Annotated in this window: 19 protein-coding genes; 5 read left to right on the top strand and 14 right to left on the bottom strand. The window is 62.1% G+C overall.

The window, feature by feature from the left end:
• Nucleotides 1-9 precede the first annotated feature (9 nt).
• Nucleotides 10-1,026 (bottom strand): flagellar motor protein MotB, encoded by a 1,017-nt coding sequence (motB, locus tag PVV54_RS02600; protein WP_274908468.1) that lies wholly within the window; start codon nucleotides 1,024-1,026, stop codon nucleotides 10-12.
• Nucleotides 1,027-1,029: 3 nt separating this feature from the next.
• Entirely contained in the window at nucleotides 1,030-1,881 is an 852-nt protein-coding gene (motA, locus tag PVV54_RS02595) for a flagellar motor stator protein MotA (protein WP_274908467.1), read from the bottom strand.
• A 130-nt stretch (nucleotides 1,882-2,011) separates the two neighbouring features.
• On the opposite strand from motA, the gene PVV54_RS02590 reads away from it, so the two are divergent.
• The 3 genes from PVV54_RS02590 to asd are packed head-to-tail and all read left to right on the top strand — an operon-like array spanning nucleotide 2,012 to nucleotide 5,274.
• Complete coding sequence (locus PVV54_RS02590; RefSeq protein ID WP_274908466.1) at nucleotides 2,012-3,547, top strand: HDOD domain-containing protein; 1,536 nt, start codon at nucleotides 2,012-2,014, stop codon at nucleotides 3,545-3,547.
• Between the two features lie 44 nt (nucleotides 3,548-3,591).
• On the top strand, nucleotides 3,592-4,401 hold the full coding sequence (locus PVV54_RS02585) for a rhodanese-like domain-containing protein (RefSeq protein WP_274908465.1): 810 nt from the start codon (nucleotides 3,592-3,594) through the stop codon (nucleotides 4,399-4,401).
• Nucleotides 4,402-4,410: 9 nt separating this feature from the next.
• The gene (gene asd / locus PVV54_RS02580) at nucleotides 4,411-5,274 is read left to right on the top strand and encodes an archaetidylserine decarboxylase (protein WP_274908464.1); all 864 of its coding nucleotides are present in this window, start codon (nucleotides 4,411-4,413) and stop codon (nucleotides 5,272-5,274) included.
• Nucleotides 5,275-5,374: 100 nt separating this feature from the next.
• On the opposite strand, the gene serB is transcribed toward asd, so the two are convergent.
• On the bottom strand, nucleotides 5,375-6,589 hold the full coding sequence (gene serB / locus PVV54_RS02575; RefSeq protein ID WP_274908463.1) for a phosphoserine phosphatase SerB: 1,215 nt from the start codon (nucleotides 6,587-6,589) through the stop codon (nucleotides 5,375-5,377).
• A gap of 135 nt (nucleotides 6,590-6,724) precedes the next feature.
• Here serB and PVV54_RS02570 point away from each other — a divergent pair, with 135 nt between their 5' ends.
• Entirely contained in the window at nucleotides 6,725-8,194 is a 1,470-nt protein-coding gene (locus tag PVV54_RS02570; protein ID WP_274908462.1) for an AhpA/YtjB family protein, read from the top strand.
• A 197-nt stretch (nucleotides 8,195-8,391) separates the two neighbouring features.
• Here PVV54_RS02570 and PVV54_RS02565 read toward each other — a convergent pair whose 3' ends face one another.
• The 9 genes from PVV54_RS02565 to PVV54_RS02525 form a co-directional block, all read right to left on the bottom strand.
• Nucleotides 8,392-9,102 (bottom strand): PqiC family protein, encoded by a 711-nt coding sequence (locus PVV54_RS02565; RefSeq protein WP_274908461.1) that lies wholly within the window; start codon nucleotides 9,100-9,102, stop codon nucleotides 8,392-8,394.
• Nucleotides 9,103-9,276: 174 nt separating this feature from the next.
• Nucleotides 9,277-11,535: a DNA topoisomerase IV subunit A gene (gene parC / locus PVV54_RS02560; RefSeq protein WP_274908460.1), complete on the bottom strand. Its 2,259-nt coding sequence runs from the start codon at nucleotides 11,533-11,535 to the stop codon at nucleotides 9,277-9,279.
• 10 nt (nucleotides 11,536-11,545) lie between these two features.
• A complete protein-coding gene (locus tag PVV54_RS02555; protein WP_274908459.1) occupies nucleotides 11,546-12,064 on the bottom strand; it encodes a retropepsin-like aspartic protease family protein in 519 nt (172 codons plus the stop codon).
• Entirely contained in the window at nucleotides 12,061-13,047 is a 987-nt protein-coding gene (locus PVV54_RS02550) for an esterase-like activity of phytase family protein (RefSeq protein ID WP_274908458.1), read from the bottom strand. The genes PVV54_RS02555 and PVV54_RS02550 overlap by 4 nt, the downstream gene beginning before the upstream one ends.
• Nucleotides 13,044-14,948 (bottom strand): DNA topoisomerase IV subunit B, encoded by a 1,905-nt coding sequence (gene parE, locus PVV54_RS02545; protein WP_274908457.1) that lies wholly within the window; start codon nucleotides 14,946-14,948, stop codon nucleotides 13,044-13,046. Before parE ends, PVV54_RS02550 begins: the two co-directional genes overlap by 4 nt.
• 35 nt (nucleotides 14,949-14,983) lie before the next feature.
• Nucleotides 14,984-15,592, bottom strand: a complete 609-nt coding sequence (locus PVV54_RS02540; RefSeq protein ID WP_274908456.1) for a YqiA/YcfP family alpha/beta fold hydrolase — start codon at nucleotides 15,590-15,592, stop codon at nucleotides 14,984-14,986.
• Nucleotides 15,593-15,814: 222 nt separating this feature from the next.
• Nucleotides 15,815-16,618 carry a 3',5'-cyclic-AMP phosphodiesterase gene (gene cpdA, locus PVV54_RS02535; protein ID WP_274908455.1) on the bottom strand — a complete coding sequence of 268 codons (804 nt, stop codon included), beginning with the start codon at nucleotides 16,616-16,618 and terminating at the stop codon, nucleotides 15,815-15,817.
• Between the two features lie 85 nt (nucleotides 16,619-16,703).
• Nucleotides 16,704-17,156 (bottom strand): DUF1249 domain-containing protein, encoded by a 453-nt coding sequence (locus PVV54_RS02530; RefSeq protein ID WP_274908454.1) that lies wholly within the window; start codon nucleotides 17,154-17,156, stop codon nucleotides 16,704-16,706.
• Nucleotides 17,147-17,764, bottom strand: a complete 618-nt coding sequence (locus PVV54_RS02525) for an NUDIX domain-containing protein (protein ID WP_274908453.1) — start codon at nucleotides 17,762-17,764, stop codon at nucleotides 17,147-17,149. The genes PVV54_RS02530 and PVV54_RS02525 overlap by 10 nt, the downstream gene beginning before the upstream one ends.
• A 185-nt stretch (nucleotides 17,765-17,949) precedes the next feature.
• On the opposite strand from PVV54_RS02525, the gene PVV54_RS02520 reads away from it, so the two are divergent.
• Nucleotides 17,950-18,696 carry an RsiV family protein gene (locus tag PVV54_RS02520; RefSeq protein ID WP_274908452.1) on the top strand — a complete coding sequence of 249 codons (747 nt, stop codon included), beginning with the start codon at nucleotides 17,950-17,952 and terminating at the stop codon, nucleotides 18,694-18,696.
• Here PVV54_RS02520 and cytX read toward each other — a convergent pair.
• Nucleotides 18,665-19,948, bottom strand: a complete 1,284-nt coding sequence (gene cytX / locus PVV54_RS02515) for a putative hydroxymethylpyrimidine transporter CytX (protein ID WP_274908451.1) — start codon at nucleotides 19,946-19,948, stop codon at nucleotides 18,665-18,667. The genes PVV54_RS02520 and cytX overlap by 32 nt on opposite strands.
• A 116-nt stretch (nucleotides 19,949-20,064) precedes the next feature.
• A complete protein-coding gene (thiC, locus tag PVV54_RS02510; protein ID WP_274908450.1) occupies nucleotides 20,065-21,951 on the bottom strand; it encodes a phosphomethylpyrimidine synthase ThiC in 1,887 nt (628 codons plus the stop codon).
• Nucleotides 21,952-21,972: the final 21 nt, after the last annotated feature.

The raw sequence follows: 21,972 nt of genomic DNA, 5'->3' as shown, positions 1-21,972 counted from the left end.
GCCCCCGTGTCACTGATCTTTAGGCTCATCCATCTTCAAGGTACCGTCCTCGAAGATGTTCAGCTTCTGGCGCAACTCCCGTGGCTGCATCGGTGCCTCGGGTGCCGCGGGTGCCGTTGAGGCCCCCGGCGCATTTGCAGCAGGTGGTGTCGCCGCCGGCGGTGTTTCAGGCGCGCCCTGCTCACCTTCGATATCACGCTGGGCCTTTTTGGTCAGCACGATGATGTCGATACGGCGGTTTACCGGGTTAAGCGGGTTTTTGCGGTCGAACAACGACGACGATGCATAACCCACCACCCGCGCCACCTGCCCGTCCGGATAGCCCCCGGCGACCAGTGCGCGACGTGCAGCGTTGGCACGGTTGGCCGACAGCTCCCAGTTTCCGAACTCACCCGAGCCGGAGTATGGCTTGGCATCAGTGTGGCCGCTGACGCTGATCTTGTTCGGCACCGCCTTGATGGTGTCGGCCATGGCCAGCAGGATGTCCTCGAAGTACGGCTGAAGGCGCGCACTGCCCAGGTCGAACATCGGGCGGTTTTCAGCATCCATGATCTGGATGCGCAGGCCGTCCTGGGTAATCTCGAAGAGGATCTGGTCCTTGAACTTCTGCAGCTCCGGGTTTTCCTCGACCTTGTTCTGCAACTCTTGCAGCAGCAATTCGAGGCGCTCGCGCTCCATCTGCTCGGCCATGGTCTCGACCTGGTCCTTGTCCAGCTGAATGCTGGTATCAGGCGTAGGCTCCGACTTCTGCTCAGGGTTGATGGTCTTTTCCGGCGCCAGCTCAGGCGAACCACCCAAATCAATCACATAAGGCGTGCCGCTTTCCGAAAACCCGATCGGGTCTTTGAAATAACCGGCAATGGCGATTTTCTGCTCAGGCGTGGCCGTCGACAACAGCCACAGCACGAGGAAGAACGCCATCATCGCCGTGGCAAAGTCGGCAAAGGCGATCTTCCAGGCGCCGCCATGGTGACCGCCGCCGTAGCGCTTGACGCGCTTGATGATTATCGGCTGATTGTTTTCCATGACTCAGCGACCGCGAACCGCTTGTTCCAGTTCGGCGAAGCTCGGGCGGTGCTTGGGGTACAGCACCTTGCGCCCGAACTCCACAGCCAGCGAAGGCGGCATGCCCGAGGCCGAAGCTACCAGCGAAGCCTTGATCGATTCATACAGGTTGAGTTCTTCCTTGGCATCGTGCTCCAGGCACTTGGCCAGCGGGCCGAAGAAGCCATAGGCCGCAAGAATACCGAAGAAGGTACCCACCAGCGCTGCACCGACGTGCTTACCGATTGCCGCCTGGTCACCGTCCCCCAAAGAAGCCATCGTCACGACGATACCCAGTACGGCCGCCACGATACCGAAACCAGGCATACCGTCGGCGATGCCATTCACTGCATGGGATGGGTGCTCGAGCTCTTCCTTCATGCTCAGCAGCTCCATGTCGAACAGGCCTTCAAGCTCGTGGGGAGCCATGTTGCCGGTGGACATGATGCGCAGGTAATCACAAATGAACGCCGTCATGCGCTCATCACCCAGCACTGCCGGGTACTTGGCGAAGATCGGGCTGGCCGCGGCATCCTCGATGTCACTCTCGATGGCCATCATGCCTTCGCGGCGGCTCTTGTTGAGAATTTCGTACACAAGGCCCAGCACCTCCAGGTAATAGGTGTGGGTGAAACGGCTCCCGAACATCTTCAGCGACTTCTTGAAGACGTGCATGGTCATGTAGCCGGGGTTGGCCTGCATGAATGCACCAAAGGCCGCGCCACCGATGATGAGCACCTCAAACGGCTGGATCAGCGCCGCGATCTGGCCATGGGAGAGTACATATCCGGCGATGACACTCGCGAATACGACGATGATGCCGATAATTTTAGCCATAGGTTCAAAGCACTTGCTGTCGTGGTCAGGGTGAGGGACGGGAGCTTTAAAACTCTTCTTCTACTTATCGGCAGAACTGCGCCAGACTATAGCCACTCAATGCGAAAAGCCAGTTCGGACTGATGTCAAAATGCCAATGGAATATAAGGTGCCTACTCAGAATCCGCGTACGCTAGAAGCCTGGGTCAAACTGCTGGACGGTATTCGCCTGCCGGTGCCGAAGCACAGTTACGACCGGGTCATGAGCGCCATCAACGATAGCCGCCGTTCATTACGGGACATCGCCGAACTGATGCAGGACAGCCCCGCCCTGGTGCTATCAGTGATGCGTGAAGCCAACCACCCGGCCAATGCCAGCCTGGCGGAGCCCGCTGAAAGCCTGGAAATCGCCCTCAACCGCCTGGGCCTGGCGCGCACGCGGGAGCTGCTGATGCGCCTGCCAGCGCTGCCAGACGATGAAATCCCGCCGGTGCTGCGCCAGTTTCTGCTCATCAGCCAGCACGCCTCACAGCAGGCAAGCGGCCTGTTCGCCGCCCGCCTGGCGCGGCTGTGGCAGGAAATCCACTGGAGCAGCCTGCTGTTCCTGTCGCCACTGTGGCCCTTGGCGCTGGCCTATCCGCAGCTGCTGGATACCTGGGAGCTGCGGGTTATCCACAAGGGTGAAGAAGCCGCGGGCGTCGAGGAAGAACTGTTTGGTGTGCGCATCATCGAGTTGTGCCAAGCCGTAGCCGAACACTGGCGGCTGTCACAGTGGGTCACCCAAGGCTACCGCTCGCTGTTGGAGGAGCGCGAACAACTGGGCCAGATCCTCAGCATCGCCCGCGACGAAGACCTGCTCAACCAGCAACATCGGCTGGATGAAGCCCCCGCCTTGAGCCGCTGGTTCAACCAGCCGGCCAATACCGTACTACTGGCCAACAACCTGGCACTGGCCGCGCAGGTGGGTTGGGACAACCCGCACTTGCTGCGCTGGCAGCTGCTGACCGCCCTCTACCTGCAAACCTCGCTGGAAGATGTGCAGCAGCAAGTTCACCAGCAAGCCGCCGCCAGTGCCCGCCGGCATGCCCGGCACGCCTTGTTCCACCCCGCCGAGGCGTTGATCTGGCCTTGGCATCAGCGCCGCCCGCACCCGGACATGCTGGCCCCGCCGCCGCCCACCAGCGAAGAGCTTGGCCGCTGGCGCAAGCTGTGCGAGCAAATGCTGGCGCAACCCAGCCCGTTCACCAATGCCGTGCACTTGGCCACTCAGGCGAGTGAAGCCCTGCAAGCCTGTGGCATGCAGCGCATACTGCTGCTGACGATGGACAAGGCCAGCGACCTGCTGCGGGTTCAGCAAGCCACCGGCCTGCCGAAGGAAGCCGCGGCAATCGCCTTGCCGGTTGCCCAGAACAAACTACTGCAGAAACTGGTCAGCAAAGCCGGGCAACTGCGCCTGACACCGGAAAACCACGCCCAGTTTGCCGCGCTGCTGCCAGCGCCGTTGCGCGCGTTCTTCCGCAGTGAGCATCTTCTGCTGCGCTCGCTGGCGGTGAACGACCAGGTACTGATGCTGGCGGTCGCCGACCAGGCCGGTAAACCGTTGGCCGACGTCAGCGTGCAGGCTTTTGGCAAAACCGCGCAATGTATCGAGCGCGCCCTGTCGGTGTTTGCCAATCGCAATAGCTGACCCTTGCGCTACAATCGCCCCTCTTTCCACACTGGAGACCGTGGATGACAGATTTTGCCGGACTGCCGCTGGTGATCGAACCTGAAGACCTGCTGCCACGCCTTAATGCCCCGCAGCTGATTCTGGTCGACCTGAGTAGCGCCAACCGCTACGTCAGCGGGCACATCCCCGGTGCCCGCTTCGTCGAAGGCAAACGCACCCAGCTGGGCCAGCCGCCAGCTCCCGGCCTGCTGCCTGCCTTGACCGACCTGGAAAAGTTGTTCAGCGAACTCGGCCACCGCGATAACGCCGTTTATGTGGTGTATGACGATGAAGGCGGTGGCTGGGCCGGGCGTTTCATCTGGATGCTCGATGTGATCGGGCACAAGCAGTACCACTACCTGAACGGCGGCATCCAGGCCTGGCCGGCGGACAAACTCTCGGCGGACGTACCCGCGCCGGCCAACACGCAAGTAAGCTTGCGCGTACATGGCGAACCCACGGCCACCCGAGAATACGTGCAAAGCCGCCTTGGCGCCGATGACCTGGCCATCTGGGACGCCCGCGCCCCGCAGGAATTCAGTGGCGAGAAAGTGCTGGCCGCCAAGGGCGGACACATCCCCGGTGCGGTCAATTTCGAATGGACCGCCGGTATGGACCTCAACGACCACCTGCGCATCCGCAAGGACATAGCCGAAGTCCTGCAGCAACTGGGCATCACCCCCGACAAGGAAGTGATCACCCACTGCCAAACCCACCGCCGCTCCGGTTTCACTTACCTGGTGGCCAAAGCCCTCGGCTACCCGCGCGTCAAGGCTTATGCCGGCTCGTGGAGCGAATGGGGCAACCACCCGGACACGCCTGTAGAAGTTTAAGGAACCTGCATGAAATCCCGTCTGTTCATCATCAGCCAGTACCTGCTGCCGCATCACTTGCTGTCACGGCTGGCCGGCTGCGTCGCCGAATGCCGCGTACGCTGGTTCAAAAACGCTTTCACCGCCTGGTTTGCCAAGCGCTACCAGGTGAACATGAGTGAAGCGCTGGTCGAAGACCTTACCGCCTACGAGCACTTCAACGCTTTCTTCACCCGCGCCCTCAAGCCGGGTGCGCGCCCGCTGGATGAAACCCCCGGCGCAATCCTGTGCCCGGCCGACGGCGCAGTCAGCCAATTGGGCCCGATCGAACACGGCCGCATCTTCCAGGCCAAAGGCCACAGTTTCAGTGCGCTGGAACTGCTGGGTGGCGACCCGGCACTGGCAGCGCCGTTCATGGGTGGCGAATTTGCCACCATCTACCTGTCGCCCAAGGACTACCACCGCGTGCACATGCCGCTGGCTGGCACCCTGCGCGAAATGGTCTACGTGCCCGGCCGCCTGTTCTCGGTCAACCAGACTACTGCTGAAAACGTGCCTGAGCTGTTTGCCCGCAATGAGCGGGTGGTGTGCCTGTTTGATACTGAACGCGGGCCAATGGCCGTGGTGCTGGTAGGCGCGATGATCGTGGCGTCGATCGAGACGGTATGGGCCGGTTTGGTCACCCCGCCGAAACGTGAGCTGAAGACCTTCCGTTATGACGAAGGCAGCCGTGCGCAGATTCACCTGGAGAAAGGTGCGGAGCTGGGCCGCTTCAAGCTGGGCTCCACGGCCATCGTGCTGTTTGGGCCAGAGCAGGTGAAATGGGCAGAGAATATGGGGGCCGGGTCGGCGACGCGTATGGGTGAGTTGCTGGCGGTGCCTGCGCAAGCCTGATGGATTGTCGGGGCTGCGTTGCAGCCCATCGCGGCTAAAGCCGCTCCTACAAAGGTTTGCGATCACCTGTAGGAGCGGCTTCAGCCGCGATAATTTCAGATCAGCCGCGGGCGTCGCGATCACGCAAGCCCAGCAGATACAGCACGCCATCCAGCCCCAAGGTGGAAATCGCCTGCTTGGCCGACTGACGCACCAGCGGCTTGGCGCGGAAGGCTACACCCAACCCGGCCAGCGACAGCATCGGCAGGTCGTTGGCACCGTCACCCACCGCAATCGTCTGGTCCAGTTGCAGCCCTTGCTCGTTAGCCAATTGCTGCAGCAAGTCCGCCTTGCGCTGGGCATCCACGATCGGCTCTACCGCCACCCCGGTTACCTTGCCGTCGACCACTTCCAACTCATTGGCAAATACGTAGTCGATACCCAGGCGGGCCTGTACCTGCTTGGCAAAGTAGGTAAAGCCGCCCGACAGGATGGCTGTTTTGTAGCCCATGCGCTTGAGTTCGGCGAACAGGTTCTCGGCGCCCTCGGTCAGGCGAAGAGACGCACCAATTTCGTCCAGTACGCTCACATCCAGCCCTTTGAGCAGCGCCATGCGCTCCTTGAAGCTGGCACGGAAATCCAGCTCGCCACGCATCGCGCGCTCGGTGATTGCAGCCACCTGCTCGCCTACACCGGCCGCCTTGGCCAGTTCGTCGATGACTTCGGCTTCGATCAGGGTCGAGTCCATGTCGAACACCGCCAGGCGGCGGTTGCGGCGGAACAGGTCATCTTTCTGGAAGGCGATATCGATACCCAGCTCTTCAGCCAGCGCGAAGAAGTCTGCACGCAGTGCCTGAACATCGCTCGGCACACCGCGCACCGAAATTTCCAGCGCTGCCCGGCTCTTGTCGCACTGGGCGTCCAGCGCAACGCGCGCAGACAGGCGCTCGATACGCTCAATGGTCAGGCCGTACTGGCTGATGGCGGCACTCACACGCTGCAATTGCTCAGGGGTGATCTTGCGGCTGAGCAGGGTCACGATGTGCCGCGCTTCGCCTTGGCCATCGGCCCAGTGCTGGTAATCTGCTTCGGAAATCGGCGTGTAGCGGGCCTGCAGATTCAACTCATGAGCCTTGGACTGCACGCTTTGCAGCAGGCTGGTAGCCACTTCGTTGTCCGGGATGTCGACCAGAATGCCGAACGACAAGGTGCCATGCATGACCGCCAGGCCAATGTCGAGGATGTTCACACCACCCTGGAGCAGGACGCCGGTGATGGCTGCAGTGAGACCGGGACGGTCCTCACCGGTGATGTTGATCAGGACGATTTCGCGCACAACCTGGCTCCGACTTCGATGAAAAATGCGCATTCTACCGATTTTCCATGACCATCGGGTGCCAACGATACTTTGCCGACCAAACACAGCTCGCTATACTGCGCAACACTTTTATGCCATTAAGAGCCGCGCTCTGTGAACCGGCCCACGCCCGTCAAAACCGACAACTTCTTCCTCATGATCTTCCGTGCCCTGCGCCAACGTCGCGTACCTCTGGCACTGCGCATCGCCACCACCAACATTTTCCTGGTGGCCTTGGCGCTGGTGATCTATGCCTGCGTGATGGGCCTGCAGTTCAAGCAGGCCATGCACGAGCAGGCGGACGCCCTTGGCCAGAGCCTCACAACCCAGACTGCCACGTCGGCAACCGAGCTGCTGGTGTCCAACGACATCCTCAGCCTCAACGTACTGCTGGGCAATCTGGTGAAAAACCCGCTGGTGGCCCATGCGGCCATCTACAGCGTGGACAACCGCATCCTCGCCGAAGCCGGCCAGCGTCCACGCAACAGCTTGCTGGGTGAAGCCGAAGGCCTGTACCAGACCAAGATCACCTTCCAGGACGTGACGGCCGGGCAACTGCGCATCAGCCTGGACATGAGCCAGTTCCAGCAGCCGATGCTGATCAGCCTGCAGAGCATGGGCATTCTCGCCGCCATCCTGCTGGCGCTGGCCTTGAGCCTGAGCTTGCGCCAAGGGCGCCACATTACCTTGCCGCTGCTGCAACTGCGGGTATGGCTGCGCGACCCGCACCCTTACACACCGGCCATCGACCGCCAGGACGAGATCGGCGACATCGCTCGCCAACTGCACGCTCGCCTGGCGCCGCCGCCACCTCCGGAGCCCGAGCCGGAGGAAGAGGAAGAGTACGAGGACGAGGACGAATTCGACGACCGGCACGACGTTGCTCCGGCCGCCAAAGCTAATCCTCGCGCTAGCGTGGTTGCACAGGATGACGAAGACGATGACGAAGCGTTCGCCGGCCTGCTGGACGACGAAACGCCGCCAAAAGCTGCCGCAGTCGAATCTGACGAGCCACAGAGCACAGCCGTGCTGGCCGTTCAGCTGGGCTCACAGGAACAACTGCGCCGCCTGCCCCGCACTCGCCTGACCGAATTGCTGGAGCGCTACCGCGACTGCCTTGAGCATGCTGCCTCGCTGTACGAAGGTGAAACCCACACCCTGAACGATGGCAGCACACTGCTGCTGTTCCACAGCCGCGATTGTGGCGAGGATTACCTGACCAACGCCATTTGCTGTGGCGAACTGCTGCGCGCCTTGGGCCATGCCCTGCAGATTGAGGTTGCCGACAGCGGCATTACCCTGCAACTGCAACTGGGCCTGGCCCTGGGTGATGACTTGCAGGGGCTGGAGCAGGTTGACCTGTTGATGGCCGAGAAGGCTCAGGATGCCTTGGCTTTGTCGCAACATAGCCGCAACCTGCTGCTGGTGGAGCGCCAGATCAGTGACGATGCGCTGATTCGCCAGCGCGCGCGGATTCGGCCGATTGCCAGCCCTGAAGGGGCCTGCTGTGTCGAGCGCTTGATGGAGCCTTATCCGTCGATGCTGGAGCGGCAGTTGGCGCGGATGCACGAGCGTCGGGCCTGATCCGAGATTGCCGGGGCCGCTTTGCGGCCCTTTCGCGACACAAGGCCGCTCCCACACGGATGGCGCAAGCCCTGTATCCCCGGGCTTATGCGGACTATGTGGGAGCGGCCTTGTGTCGCGAAAGGGCTGCAAAGCAGCCCCCGCCAGATACAAAAAAGCCCGCAATGATGCGGGCTTTTTTGTGGGTAGAAGAACTATCAGAACCGATAGACTTCCATATCCGTACGAATCGGCGAAGCCATCGGGATCTTCGACTTCTCCGGCGCCTTCTTCACCTGCACCGGTGCAGCAGGCTTCTTCGGCGTTTCCTCAGCAATGGCGGGCTGATTGGCCAGCGGCTTGAGCGCCGTGCTCAACTGCTCGGCCAACTTCTGCAATAATTGCCCTTGTGCCTGCACCTGCGAAGACTCAGTGCCCTCGTGCGGCTGCTCAAGGTGGACGATGCGGTTATCACGCACATGGCCGCGGCGGTCCAGCAAACGCCACTGGGCGTCGAGGATCGCTGGCTGGTTTTTGCCCGAGTCCAGACGGGTAATCGACAGCAGCACCTGAACGTCCGGCGAGAAGCCGGTGCTGGCCGGCGCCAGAACCACGCGCTGGCTGTCCAAACGCCAAGCCAGCTGACGCACCAGCAACTGGTCGATGTCTGCCGACAAGCTGCCAGCCCAACGACCGTCGGTCGCCGAACTCAGGCTGCCATCAGGCTGACGCTGCAGGAATGTTTCACGCTGCAAATAGTCGGCAACCGATACCGGGCCGAGCACCACGGCCATGCCCGCGCTCTGCGAAGGCTGGCCAGGATCACCGCTGTCGAGCTGATACAGGGCGACTGGCTGATGCATGCTGCATCCGCTCAAGCCCAGCAAGCCCGTCATCAACAGCGCAAATGGAAGGCGCAGAAATTTCATCATCCCATCCAGGCGGATGCCATCAGGCAAACCGCAGTGATACTGATATTCATTCGTTCGGGCACACGGCCACGCCGGCACCACAGGGGCACTATCATCCGCGAAATGTCGGCCCGACTCCAGCATTTCCGCCGGGAACGGCGCTGAAATTGCCGTTCCAGACATTTCTGCGGGTTACGCCGGGCCTTCCACCTGCATGGCATCAACACGCTGGAACCCGCGTGGTAGCTTGCTGCCGCGCCGGCCACGTTCACCCTTGTAATGCTCAAGGTCGTCGGGCTTGAGTGAAAGCGTACGCTTGCCAGCCTGCAACACAAGGGTCGCACCCTCGGCAATGACGGCCAGATCTGTGACGTACTCCTCACGGCTGGCAACCCGGTCGCCCGGCACACCGATGATCTTGTTGCCCTTGCCCTTGCCCAGTTGCGGCAGGTCGGACACCTTGAACACCAGCAGGCGACCTTCAGTGGTCACCGCCGCCAGCCAATCCTCTTCCCGGTTGGCCACCGGGCGCGGAGCAATGACTTTGGCGCCATTGGGCAGGCTTAGCAGGCCTTTGCCTGCCTTGTTCTTGGCCTGCAGGTCTTCCCCCTTGACCACGAAGCCGTAACCGGCGTCGGACGCCACCACATACAGCGCCTCGTCTTCGGGCAACAGGACGCATTCGAACGTTGCCCCGGGCGGCGGAGTCAGGCGGCCGGTCAACGGCTCGCCCTGCCCCCGCGCCGAAGGCAAGGAATGCGCGGCCACCGAGTAGCTGCGCCCGGTAGAGTCGATCAGCACGGCAAACTGGTTGGAGCGGCCAGCGGCAGCGGCTTTGAAGCCATCGCCCGCCTTGTACGAAAGGCCCGTAGCGTCGATATCGTGGCCCTTGGCGCAACGTACCCAGCCCTTTTCCGACAGTACGACGGTAACCGGCTCGGTGGGCATCAGTTCGTTTTCAGACAATGCCTTGGCTTCGGCACGCTCGATGATCGGCGAGCGACGGTCGTCACCATAGGTTTCGGCGTCCTTGATCAGCTCGCTGCGTACCAGCTTGCGCAGCTTGGCGTCGCTGCCCAGCAGCGCCAGCAGTTTGGCTTGTTCCTTGAGCAGTTCGTCCTGCTCGCCGCGGATTTTCATCTCTTCCAGCCGCGCCAACTGACGCAGGCGGGTTTCGAGAATGTAGTCGGCCTGGATTTCGGTCAGGTCGAAGCGGGCAATCAGCGCCTGCTTGGGGTGCTCTTCGGTACGGATGATGTGAATCACTTCATCCAGGTTGAGGAACGCAGTCAGCAAGCCTTCCAACAGGTGCAGACGCTTCTCGACTTTTTCCAGGCGGTGCTGCAAACGGCGACGAACGGTACCGATGCGGTATTCCAGCCACTCCAGCAACAACGCACGCAGGTTTTTCAGCTGCGGGCGGCCATCGAGGCCGATGATGTTCACGTTGACCCGGTAACTGCTTTCCAGGTCAGTAGTGGCGAACAGGTGCTGCATCAGCTCTGCGGCATCGACGCGGTTGGAACGCGGGATGATGACAATACGGCACGGGTTTTCGTGGTCGGACTCGTCACGCAGGTCCGCGACCATCGGCAGCTTCTTGGCCTGCATCTGCGCGGCGATCTGCTCCAGCACCTTGGCACCGGACACCTGATGCGGCAGCGCGGTCACGACGATGTCGCCATCCTCTACCCGGTACACGGCGCGCATGCGGATCGAGCCGCGGCCGCTTTCGTAGATTTTCAGGATCTCGGCGCGCGGCGTGATGATTTCCGCTTCGGTCGGGTAATCCGGGCCCTGAATGTGCTCGCACAGCTGCTCAAGGGTGGCCTTGGGTTCGTCGAGCAGGCGCACGCAGGCGCTGGCCACTTCACGCAGGTTATGCGGCGGCACGTCGGTGGCCATACCCACGGCGATACCGGTGGTGCCGTTGAGCAGGATGTTCGGCAGCCGCGCAGGCAATACGGCGGGTTCCTGCAGGGTGCCGTCGAAGTTCGGCACCCAGTCCACGGTGCCTTGGCCCAGTTCGCTGAGCAGCACTTCGGAGTAACGCGACAAACGCGCCTCGGTGTAACGCATGGCGGCGAACGACTTCGGATCGTCCGGCGCACCCCAGTTACCCTGGCCGTCGACCAGCGTGTAGCGGTAGCTGAACGGCTGCGCCATCAGCACCATGGCTTCGTAGCACGCCGAGTCGCCGTGGGGGTGGAATTTACCGAGCACATCACCGACGGTACGCGCCGATTTCTTGTGCTTGGCATCGGCATCGAGCCCCAACTCGCTCATGGCATAGACGATGCGCCTTTGCACCGGCTTCAGGCCGTCACCGATGTGCGGCAAGGCCCGGTCCATGATCACGTACATGGAATAGTTGAGGTAGGCCTGTTCGGTGAAGTCAGCCAGCGAGCGGCGTTCGACGCCGTCCAGGCTGAGTTCCAGTGAGTCGCTCATGCGGGCCTCGTCATTTCAGGTTCTGGCGCAGCAGCATGGTGCCGCCGCGCTGGGTAAATTCAAGTTGTTTCAGGGCGCTCATGCCCAGCAGCACGGTTTGCCCGTCCAGGCCCGGTACTACCAGTGCGCGCACATTCTGCAGGCGGATGTCGCCCAATTGCAGGGTGTCCAGCCGGGTGCGGTAGCCTTCGGTACGGCCGTTGGCGGTGCTGAGCGTGACCGGGCTGCCGCGCTGCAAGTCCAGATTGCGGGCCAGCACTTCAGGGATGGCCACATCAGTGGCTCCGGTATCGAGCATGAAGTGCACCGGCTGGCCGTTGATCGCGCCATCCACCACGAAGTGGCCCTGGCCATTACCCAGCAGGCGCACCTCTACAAAGCCGTCGCCATGCTGGGACTGTACCTGTGTGTTGGGGTTGCGCTCGCGCTCTTCCCATTGACCGAAGAAGCGGGTGGCCAGGAACATCGCCGCCGCCCAGGCGACGACCATCAATACCCTGCCCGCACGCTTGCCCGGTGGCTGACTCATGGTTTGGCACTCCAGCCGCCTTGCGGCGCAGCAAATCGCCAGACGACCGGCCGGCTTTCGCCATCCGCGCGGTCGCCACCGTTGTTGTCCAGGCCTATCCATGCGCCTTTGGCATCCACCACCAGTGCTTCGGCCAGGCCGAACGGTTGGTCATAACGACGCTCAGGCACCAGCGCTTCAGCAGCGAATGACCAGCACCGCTCAACCTTGCCTGAGTCGGCATCGCGGCGGCAAACCCGGTAGGCATTGCGTTCAAGTGTGAACAACTTGCCGTCAAACCAGGCCAAATCAGCAAAATCGCGGGACAGTGCGCGCGCATTGGGCATCTGCGCGGGCTGCATTTCGACCCCGGCCTCGCTCAGCAACACGCACGCTCGGCCACAGGTCCAAACCGACTGCTGCCGCTCGATGGCCACCAGCCCCCGGCGCTCCCGTTCGGCAGCCAGCCACAGGCGGTCACCCGCCGGGCTGATTGCCAAACCTTCGAACAAGGCGTTGAAGTGCAGCAACATGCCGCTGGCCCGCGCCTGGCGCACCATAGCCTGATCAATTTTTAGCCAATTAAGCTCCCCTTCGACGGGAAGCTGCAATACAGCGGCGTGGGCTTCGCTGACCAGGTAGATGTTGCCGGCCTGATCGCAGGTGATGCCCTCGTAATCCAGCTCACCGCCGCGCACATAGGATGCCGCCCAGTTACGCGACTTCAAGCCCCACGGCAGGCCACTTTCCGGTACAGGTGGCGGTGTAAAGGTCAGCGGCTGGGCACGCCACACGGCGCTTTGCTGATCGAAGCGGTAGATGCGGTCGTCATCGCGGTCGGAGACGCCCCACAGGGCGCCCCGGCACGATGCAAGGCCCGACAAGTTACCGCCACGCATGCCGTCAATCGGGTGCTCGGAAACCAGCTTCAGTTCTGGCCAGTTGCCCGCCAGGCTTGGCAAGGCAAAAAGCGCGAGCCAAGCCGCGGCCAACAGACGAATCAAACCATGACCTCAGCCAGGTTGCCTTTGGTTTCCAGCCAGCTCTTGCGGTCTGCTGCACGTTTTTTGGCCAGCAACTTGTCCATCAGCTCGGTGGTGGCCTGCAAATCGTCCAGCGTCAGCTGCACCAGGCGCCGGGTGTTCGGGTCCATGGTGGTTTCACGCAGCTGCGGCGGGTTCATCTCACCCAGGCCTTTGAATCGGGTGACCTGTGGCTTGCCACGCTTCTTCTCGGCAACCAGGCGGTCGAGAATGCCATCACGCTCGGCTTCGTCGAGGGCATAGTAAATTTCCTTGCCCAGATCGATGCGGTACAGCGGCGGCATGGCCACGTAGACGTGGCCGGCCTCGACCAGCGGGCGGAAATGCTGCACGAACAGCGCACACAGCAGCGTGGCAATGTGCAAACCGTCGGAGTCGGCATCGGCGAGGATGCAGATTTTGCCGTAACGCAGCTGCGACAGGTCGGTGGCACCCGGATCTACGCCAATGGCCACGGCAATGTTGTGCACTTCCTGGCTGGCCAGCACTTCGCCGCCGTCCACTTCCCAGGTGTTGAGGATCTTGCCGCGCAACGGCAGGATGGCCTGAAACTCCTTGTCCCGTGCCTGCTTGGCCGAACCACCGGCGGAGTCACCCTCCACCAGGAACAGTTCGGCGCGCATCGGGTCTTGCCCGGCACAGTCGGCAAGTTTGCCCGGCAGTGCCGGCCCTTGGGTTACGCGCTTGCGCTCGACCTTCTTGCTGGCCTTGAGGCGGCGCCCGGCGTTGCTGATGGCCAGTTCGGCCAGTTGCATGCCCATTTCAGGGTGGGCGTTGAGCCACAGGCTGAAGGCATCCTTGACCACACCGGATACAAAAGCGGCAGCCTCGCGGGAAGACAAACGCTCTTTGGTTTGCCCCGAGAACTGCGGCTCCTGCATCTTCATCGACAGTACGAAGCTGATGCGCTCCCACACGTCTTCCGGCGCCAGCTTCACGCCACGCGGCAGCAGGTTGCGGAACTCGCAGAACTCGCGCATGGCGTCGAGCAGGCCTTGGCGCAAACCGTTGACGTGAGTACCGCCCTGGGCGGTGGGGATCAGGTTGACATAGCTTTCCTGAATGCTGTCGCCGCCTTCGGGCAGCCACAACAATGCCCAGTCTACAGCTTCCTTGTTGCCGGCCAGGCTGCCGCAAAACGGCTCATCCGGCAGGCGCAGGAAGCCGCTGACCGAGTCGACCAGGTATGAGCGCAGGCCATCTTCGTAGTGCCACTCGACCTTCTCGCCGGTGCCTTTGTCTTCGAAGCTGATCGACAGCCCCGGGCACAGCACGGCCTTGGCCTTGAGCACATGCTTGAGGCGGCTGATGGAGAACTTCGGCGAGTCGAAATACTTCGGGTCCGGCGTGAAGTACACACTGGTACCGGTGTTGCGCTTGCCAACCGTACCGACCACTTCAAGCTCGCTGGCCTTGAAGCCGTCGGCAAAGGTCATCTGGTACTCATTGCCGTCACGCTTGACGCGCACGCGCACTTGAGTCGACAAGGCGTTGACCACCGAAATGCCCACACCGTGCAGGCCACCGGAGAACTGATAGTTCTTGTTGGAGAACTTGCCGCCGGCGTGCAGCTTGGTGAGGATCAACTCGACGCCGGACACACCTTCTTCAGGGTGGATGTCCACCGGCATGCCACGGCCGTCGTCGCACACTTCAAGCGAGTGGTCGGCGTGCAGGATGACCTGCACCGAACGGGCGTGGCCCGCCAGGGCTTCGTCGACACTGTTGTCGATGACTTCCTGGGCCAAATGGTTCGGCCGGCTGGTGTCGGTGTACATGCCCGGCCGTTTACGAACGGGGTCCAGGCCGGAGAGGACTTCGATGGCGTCTGCGTTATAGGCGCTAGCGCTGGGGTTGGCCATAGGTTCTCGTCGTCAGTCAGGTGAATGCAAAATGATCAAAATACAGAAAAATCGAGCGCCGCGTACTGCCCCCGGGCAATCCCGGCAAAGGCCAGCAGTGCCGGAAGCTGCTCGGCAAAGCCCTGGAAGCTGTGGTCGCCACCAGCCTGGATGCGCAGGGCGCAAGCGCGGTAATAGCGCTCGGCGTGGCGATAGTCCAGGGTTTCATCGGCGGTTTGTAACCACACTTGATAGCGGCCGGGGTCTGCGGGGGCAGGCACTTCCAGTTCGGCCAGGGCCTGCACATGGTCCAGGGTCAACTCCCAGTCTTCACCGCTATAGTAGTTGCGCTGTGTGCCGAGGTGGCCGTCGAAATACTGGTGTGGCGTGACCGCAGGGTTGATCAGCAGTGCCTTGAGGCCGTGGCGTTCCGCCAGATGGGTGGCATAGTAGCCGCCCAGCGAACTGCCGACCAGCAACGGCGTACCCAGTTCGGCAATGGCGGTTTCCAGCTGGGCCATGGCCTGACGGGGATGATGATGAAGCTCGGGAATGCGCAGGCGCTCAGCCAACCCAAGCTGCTGCATGACGGCTTCGAGCTGTTGCGCCTTTTTGGAAAGGGGCGAACTGTTGAAGCCATGGATATAGAGGATGGAACCCGACATGCTGCCCCCGGAATCTGTGGCTTCGCGCCCAAGGGTGCGGGCGCAGGGATGCGCAGTGTAGCGTGTTCGACGGGTTTTGGCGCAGCGGCAGGAATTTAGCAACACATTGGCCTGTAGGAGCGGATTTACCGAAACGTCGGACCGCCGCGATGCAGACGACGCGATTGATGGCACCGGCGTTGCCGGTGTTCGCGGCTGAAGCCGCTCCTACAGGGATAGGGCTCAGTAACCTGCGCTGTTAAAGTCCAGTTTTACTTCAAAATCCTTGGCCCGCTCCACTCCAGTCTCCACCCGCCCATCGGCATGCAGGCGCAACCAACGGTAGCCCGGCTGCTCCTCGCTCACCTTGAAGTCCTCGCTACGCGCTGCAAACTGGATACAGGTCGATGGCGTGGCCAACAAGCGCAGGCCACCCCGCACTTCATCCCATTCCTGGTGGATATGCCCCCAAAGCAAGGCCTTGACCTGTGGATAACCCTGCAGCCGTTGTAGCAGCTCATCTGCGTTACGCAGGCCAATCGGCGCAATCCAGGCACAGCCGATATCCACCGGTTGATGGTGGCAGCACACCAGGCAGTACCGGCCCTCAGCCGAGGCCAGTGCTTGCTCAAGCACCTGCAACTGATCCTGTTCAAGCCACCCGTGGGTCGCGCCAACGACCGCGGAATTCAACATCACAACCCGCCAGGCGCCCACATCGGTTACGGCTTGCACCAATTCCGGGGCAATGTTGGCCATGACTTGGGCTTCATCATGGTTGCCCGGTAACCAGCGGGTTGGCACCGCAAATTCGGCCGTCAGGCCACGGAATGCCTTGTAAGACGCCTCGCTGGCATCCTGCGACAGGTCTCCCGTGCACAGCAGCAGGTCAATGCGCGGCTGCTCGCGGCGCACCTGGGCGATGACATGGCGCAGGCTGTCGCGGGTATTGAGCCCCAACAACGTGCCCGCCGGGTCGGCGAACAGGTGGGCGTCCGTGAGTTGCACCACATGCACGGGTGCCTGGGAAAGGTCTGGGTGCGGCAATTGCCGTCTCCTCACGCGGATTCAGCAGAAATTATGGCGTTGTGATGGCCTCAAGCAAACACCCGAAGCCGACAAGCGTCACATTTCAGCGAACACTTGCCAATTCATGGCCGCAGGCAAGGCAATGGCTCAGCCACTCACCCAGGAACAGGTTCAGTTGGGCTTTTTCATCCGGCTGATGCATGCCCGCATTGGGGTACGGGTAGATGCTACGCAAGCGGCGGGTGTGTTCGGCGCTGACCACTTCGGCCATGCGTGCATCGTGATACACCTGCACTTCAAGGTGCGGCACCGGCAACCAAGGCAGGCTGTGCTCCTGGCGCACGCGCAACGTGGTGGTATACGGGCAGGCCAGTACCACGTCGAGCACCAGTACGCCGAGCATCTGGTCGCCCTGGGTCATGCCGATACGGCGCGAACTCTGGGTGGTGCGCATGTCGGGCAACAGGCGCATGAGCCGGGCGTAGTTGGCCTCGCAGGCTGCTTGCAGCCCGGCCAGGTCGACCCGATAACGCTCGCGCAGCAGGTTCACTTCCACATACCTCGTACTTCATCACGGTTCAGGGCCAGCCATTGCAGGCCAATGATGGTCGCGGCGTTACAGATACGGCCGTCGCGCACGGCCTGCAGGGCGTCTTCGAAGGGCCACACACGTACGCGGATGTCCTCGCCCTCTTCCTCCAACCCGTGCAGGCCACCGGCACCTTCGCTGACGCAACGGCCCAGGAACAGATGCACGAACTCATCGCTACCACCCGGTGACGGGAAGTAGCGGGTCATCGGCCACAGGGCGCTGAACGTCAGGCCTGCCTCCTCTTCGGCTTCACGGTGGGCAACTTCCTCGGGTTTTTCGTCCTTGTCGATCAGGCCGGCGACCATCTCGATCAGCCAAGGGTTGCCAACCTTGTCCAGGGCGCCGACGCGGAACTGCTCTATCAGCACCACCTCGTCACGCAGGGGGTCATAAGGCAGCACGCAGACGGCATCGTGGCGCACGAACAGCTCGCGGCTGATCTCCCGCCCCATGCCGCCGGCAAACAACTCGTGGCGCAGGCGCAGCTTGTCGAGCTTGTAAAAGCCCTGGAAGCAATTGGCCCGTTCGATGATCTCGAAGCCCTTGGGCACTGAATTCAACGCGTCTGACATGGAAATCCTCATTACCTCGAATAGCGCTTCGCGCCATCCTACTCTGCACGCCTGCCCGTTTCATCCCTTTCCGGCAACCGTTCGCCTACTTGGGACAGGGCAACTACTCTCTGTTAGCTTAGTGGCGAACTGAAGGCCGCGCAGACGGTCAAAGGCCGACTTTTCCCTGTTCTGCAAGGATCATCATGACACTGGTCAAACTCACTTCCGTGGCTGTGCTGGCCATGGCCCTGGGCGCCTGCCAGAGCCTGTTCGCCCCAAATTACCGGGCCCCGCTCGAGGTCAAGCGCGACGCCTGGGAGCATGTGAAGCCCGGCTGCAGCGCCAGCGACTGCCCGCTGGTGAACATCGACATGATTCACTTCCCCGACTTGCCCAAGCTCGACGGCATCGTCGAAAAGCGCCTGTTGCAGCTGACCGAAGACAACCAGCATGGCACAGCACCCGCCACCTTGCAGGCATACGAGCAGCAGTACCTGGCCAGTGCCGAAAAACGCAACAGCAGCTACTTGCAAGCCAAGGTACGAGAGCAACATGACGGGCTGGTGATCATCGAGTTGTCCAGCTACCTGGACACGGGTGGCGCCCACGGCATGCCGGGGCGCGGGTTCATCAACTATTCGCGCAAGCAGGACAAGGTGCTGACCCTGCAAGACATGCTGGTGCCCGGCCAGGAAGACACCTTCTGGAAAACGGTGGAGGAATCCCACCGCGCCTGGCTGATAAGCGTGGGCATGGACAAAGACGCCGAGTTCGTCAAAACCTGGCCCTTCAAAAAGTCGCCGCACATCGCCCTGACGTACGGCGCGGTGGTGGTGAAGTACGAGGTTTACGCCATTGCGCCCTATTCCATGGGCCACGTGGAACTCAAAATCCCCTACCCACGCCTGAATGGCGTACTCAAGCCCGAGCTGTTTCCCGGCCGCGGCTGACGCTTAGCACCGCATGCAGCCCACCTGCCAGCAGCAGTGCTGGCAGGGTCGCCCCCAGCTCCGGGGCCTTGGCGGCGATCACGTGATAAGCCACCACGCCCACCGCCCAGGCCAGCAGTGCCTGCCAGTGCAAACCGCCCACAACCGAAGGCGCACGGCGGCGACGGATCACGAAGTGGTCCATCAACACCACCCCGAACAGCGGCGCGAATACCGAGCCGATCAGCAGCAGGAAGTTTTCGTACTGCGCCAGTGGCGCCAGCAACGCAATCAGGGTGCAAAGCACGCCGATGGCCAAGGCCAGGTGCTCGACCTTCACAGGCACCAGCAGCCCGGTGGAAACGGCCGCCGAGTGAATGTCGGCAAAGGCCTTCTCCGATTCGTCCAGCAAGATGAGCAGCAGCGGGATACCGATGCCTGCACCGGCAAGCGCCAACAGCAACGCATTGGCCTCACCACTGGAAGCGAACGCCAGGGTGTAGGCCACGCCCAGGCTCATCAGCCAGGTATTGCCAATGAAGTAGCCCAGTGCAGTGCCGCCGAATACCGATTTGCCACCCCGTGCAAAGCGCGAGTAGTCGGCGATCAACGGCAACCAGGACAGCGGCATCGCGATGGCGATGTCAAAACCCACCGCCAGCGACATCGAGCCGCCCCCGCCGCGTTGCCACAGGTCGGCCAGGTCGGCTTTGGCGAACAGGTTCCAGGTCAACCAAAGGCACGCGCCCAGCAGTACCCAGATACCCCATTTGCGCAGCACCTTGCGCACGAACGCCAATGGCCCGCTGACCGCCAGCAAAGTCGCCAGGCCACCGAAGCACAGGGTCCAGAGCAACGGGCTGTTCCACAGGCTGTCTTCGCCAAAGGTGCGCGCGCCAAGCAAGCTTGCGGCATCACGCATGACGATGATCTCGAACGCGCCCCAGCCCACCAGTTGCAGCAAGTTGAGTACCGCCGGCAACCGAGCGCCGTGGCGGCCCAGGCTCAGGCGCAGGGTGGCCATGGCCGACAGGCCCGTGTCGCTGCCGATGACGCCGGCAGCCCCCAGCAGCAGCACGCCTACACCGGTACCGAGGGCGATAGCCAGCATGGCACCGGCAAGGCCCAGGCCCGGGGCCAGCATGGCGCCTACCTGCAGGACCATCAGGCCTATGCCCAGGGAGAACCAGAGGGTGAACAGGTCACGGCCGCTGAAGGGGCGCTGGCTGATGGGGACCGCGTGGTCGGGGGAGAAGTGGCTGGGGGATGTCATGATGGCGCTCGGCAGAAGTTATTGTGGTTGGCTTGGCGAGGACGTTGTCCTCGATCGCGACACAAGGCCGCTCCCACAGGAGATCGCATACCCCTGCAGGTGCCGCCCCGGGCTTTTTACACCTTGTGGTACAGCTGGCTGCCTTCCTGGCGGAACCGCTCGGCCTGCTCCCGCATGCCTTCTTCAACAGAAACATCCACCGCGTCGATGCGCAGATTGGCCGCGTATTCACGCACTTCCTGGGTAATTTTCATCGAGCAGAACTTCGGCCCGCACATCGAGCAGAAGTGCGCCACCTTGGCCGATTCCTTCGGCAGGGTTTCATCGTGGAAGGCGCGTGCAGTGTCCGGGTCCAGGCCCAGGTTGAACTGGTCTTCCCAGCGGAACTCGAAACGCGCCTTGGACAAGGCGTTGTCGCGGATTTGCGCGCCTGGGTGGCCTTTGGCAAGGTCCGCCGCATGGGCCGCGATCTTGTAAGTGATGATGCCGGTCTTGACGTCATCCTTGTTCGGCAGGCCCAGGTGTTCCTTGGGCGTGACGTAGCAGAGCATGGCGCACCCGAACCAGCCGATCATTGCCGCACCAATGCCGGAGGTGATGTGGTCGTAACCAGGCGCGATGTCGGTGGTCAGCGGGCCGAGGGTATAGAACGGCGCCTCGTCGCAGCACTCCAGCTGCTTGTCCATGTTCTCTTTGATCAGCTGCATCGGCACGTGGCCCGGGCCTTCGATCATGCACTGCACGTCGTGTTTCCAGGCGATCTTGGTCAGCTCACCCAAGGTTTCCAGCTCACCAAACTGAGCAGCGTCGTTGGCGTCGGCAATCGAGCCCGGGCGCAGGCCGTCGCCCAGCGAGAAGCTGACGTCATAGGCCTTCATGATTTCGCAGATCTCATCGAAGTGCGTGTACAGGAAGTTCTCTTTGTGGTGCGCCAGGCACCATTTGGCCATGATCGAACCGCCGCGGCTGACAATGCCGGTCACACGCTTGGCGGTCAGCGGCACGTAGCGCAGCAGCACGCCCGCATGGATGGTGAAGTAGTCCACGCCTTGTTCGGCCTGTTCGATCAGCGTGTCGCGGAACAGCTCCCAAGTGAGGTCCTCCGCGATGCCGTTCACCTTTTCCAGGGCCTGGTAAATCGGCACGGTACCAATCGGTACCGGCGAGTTGCGGATGATCCACTCGCGGGTTTCATGGATGTGCTTGCCGGTGGACAAGTCCATGACCGTGTCCGAACCCCAGCGGATGCCCCAGGTCAGCTTGGCCACTTCTTCTTCGATGGACGAACCCAGCGCACTGTTGCCGATGTTGCCGTTGATCTTCACCAGGAAGTTGCGGCCGATGATCATCGGCTCCAGCTCGGTATGGTTGATGTTGGCCGGGATGATGGCGCGCCCGCGGGCGATTTCCTCGCGCACGAACTCGGGGGTGATCTCTTTCGGGATGCTGGCACCAAAGCTGTGCCCCGCGTGCTGCTGGTTCAGCAGGCCGGCGGCGCGGGCTTCCTGCAGCTTCATGTTTTCGCGGATGGCGACGTATTCCATCTCGGCGGTAATGATGCCTTGGCGGGCATAGTGCATCTGCGAGACGTTGGCGCCGGCCTTGGCACGGCGCGGGTTACGCACGTGGTTGAAGCGCAGTTTGGCGAGTTCGGCATCGTTCAGGCGCTGCTGGCCGAAGTTGGAGCTCAGGCCGCCCAGGCGTTCGGTATCGCCACGGGCGTCAATCCAGGCAGAGCGCACATCGGCCAGGCCCTTGCGCACGTCGATGATGACGTTGGGGTCGGTGTAAGGGCCGGAAGTGTCATACACCAGCACCGGGGCGTTGGATTCGCCGCCAAAGTCGGTGGGGGTGTCGTGCAGGCTGATTTCGCGCATGGGTACGCGGATGTCCGGGCGCGAGCCTTCGACGTACACCTTGCGCGAACGCGGGAAGGGTTGCACGGACTGCTGGTCGACTTGGGCCGACTCGCTGAGGTTGATCGTTTTTTCTTGTTTGCTCATCACAGGCTCTCCAGACGTCTT

It is taken from the genome of Pseudomonas sp. PSKL.D1 (assembly GCF_028898945.1).
Lineage (GTDB): Bacteria > Pseudomonadota > Gammaproteobacteria > Pseudomonadales > Pseudomonadaceae > Aquipseudomonas.
This window is presented reverse-complemented; position numbering and strand designations above follow the sequence as displayed.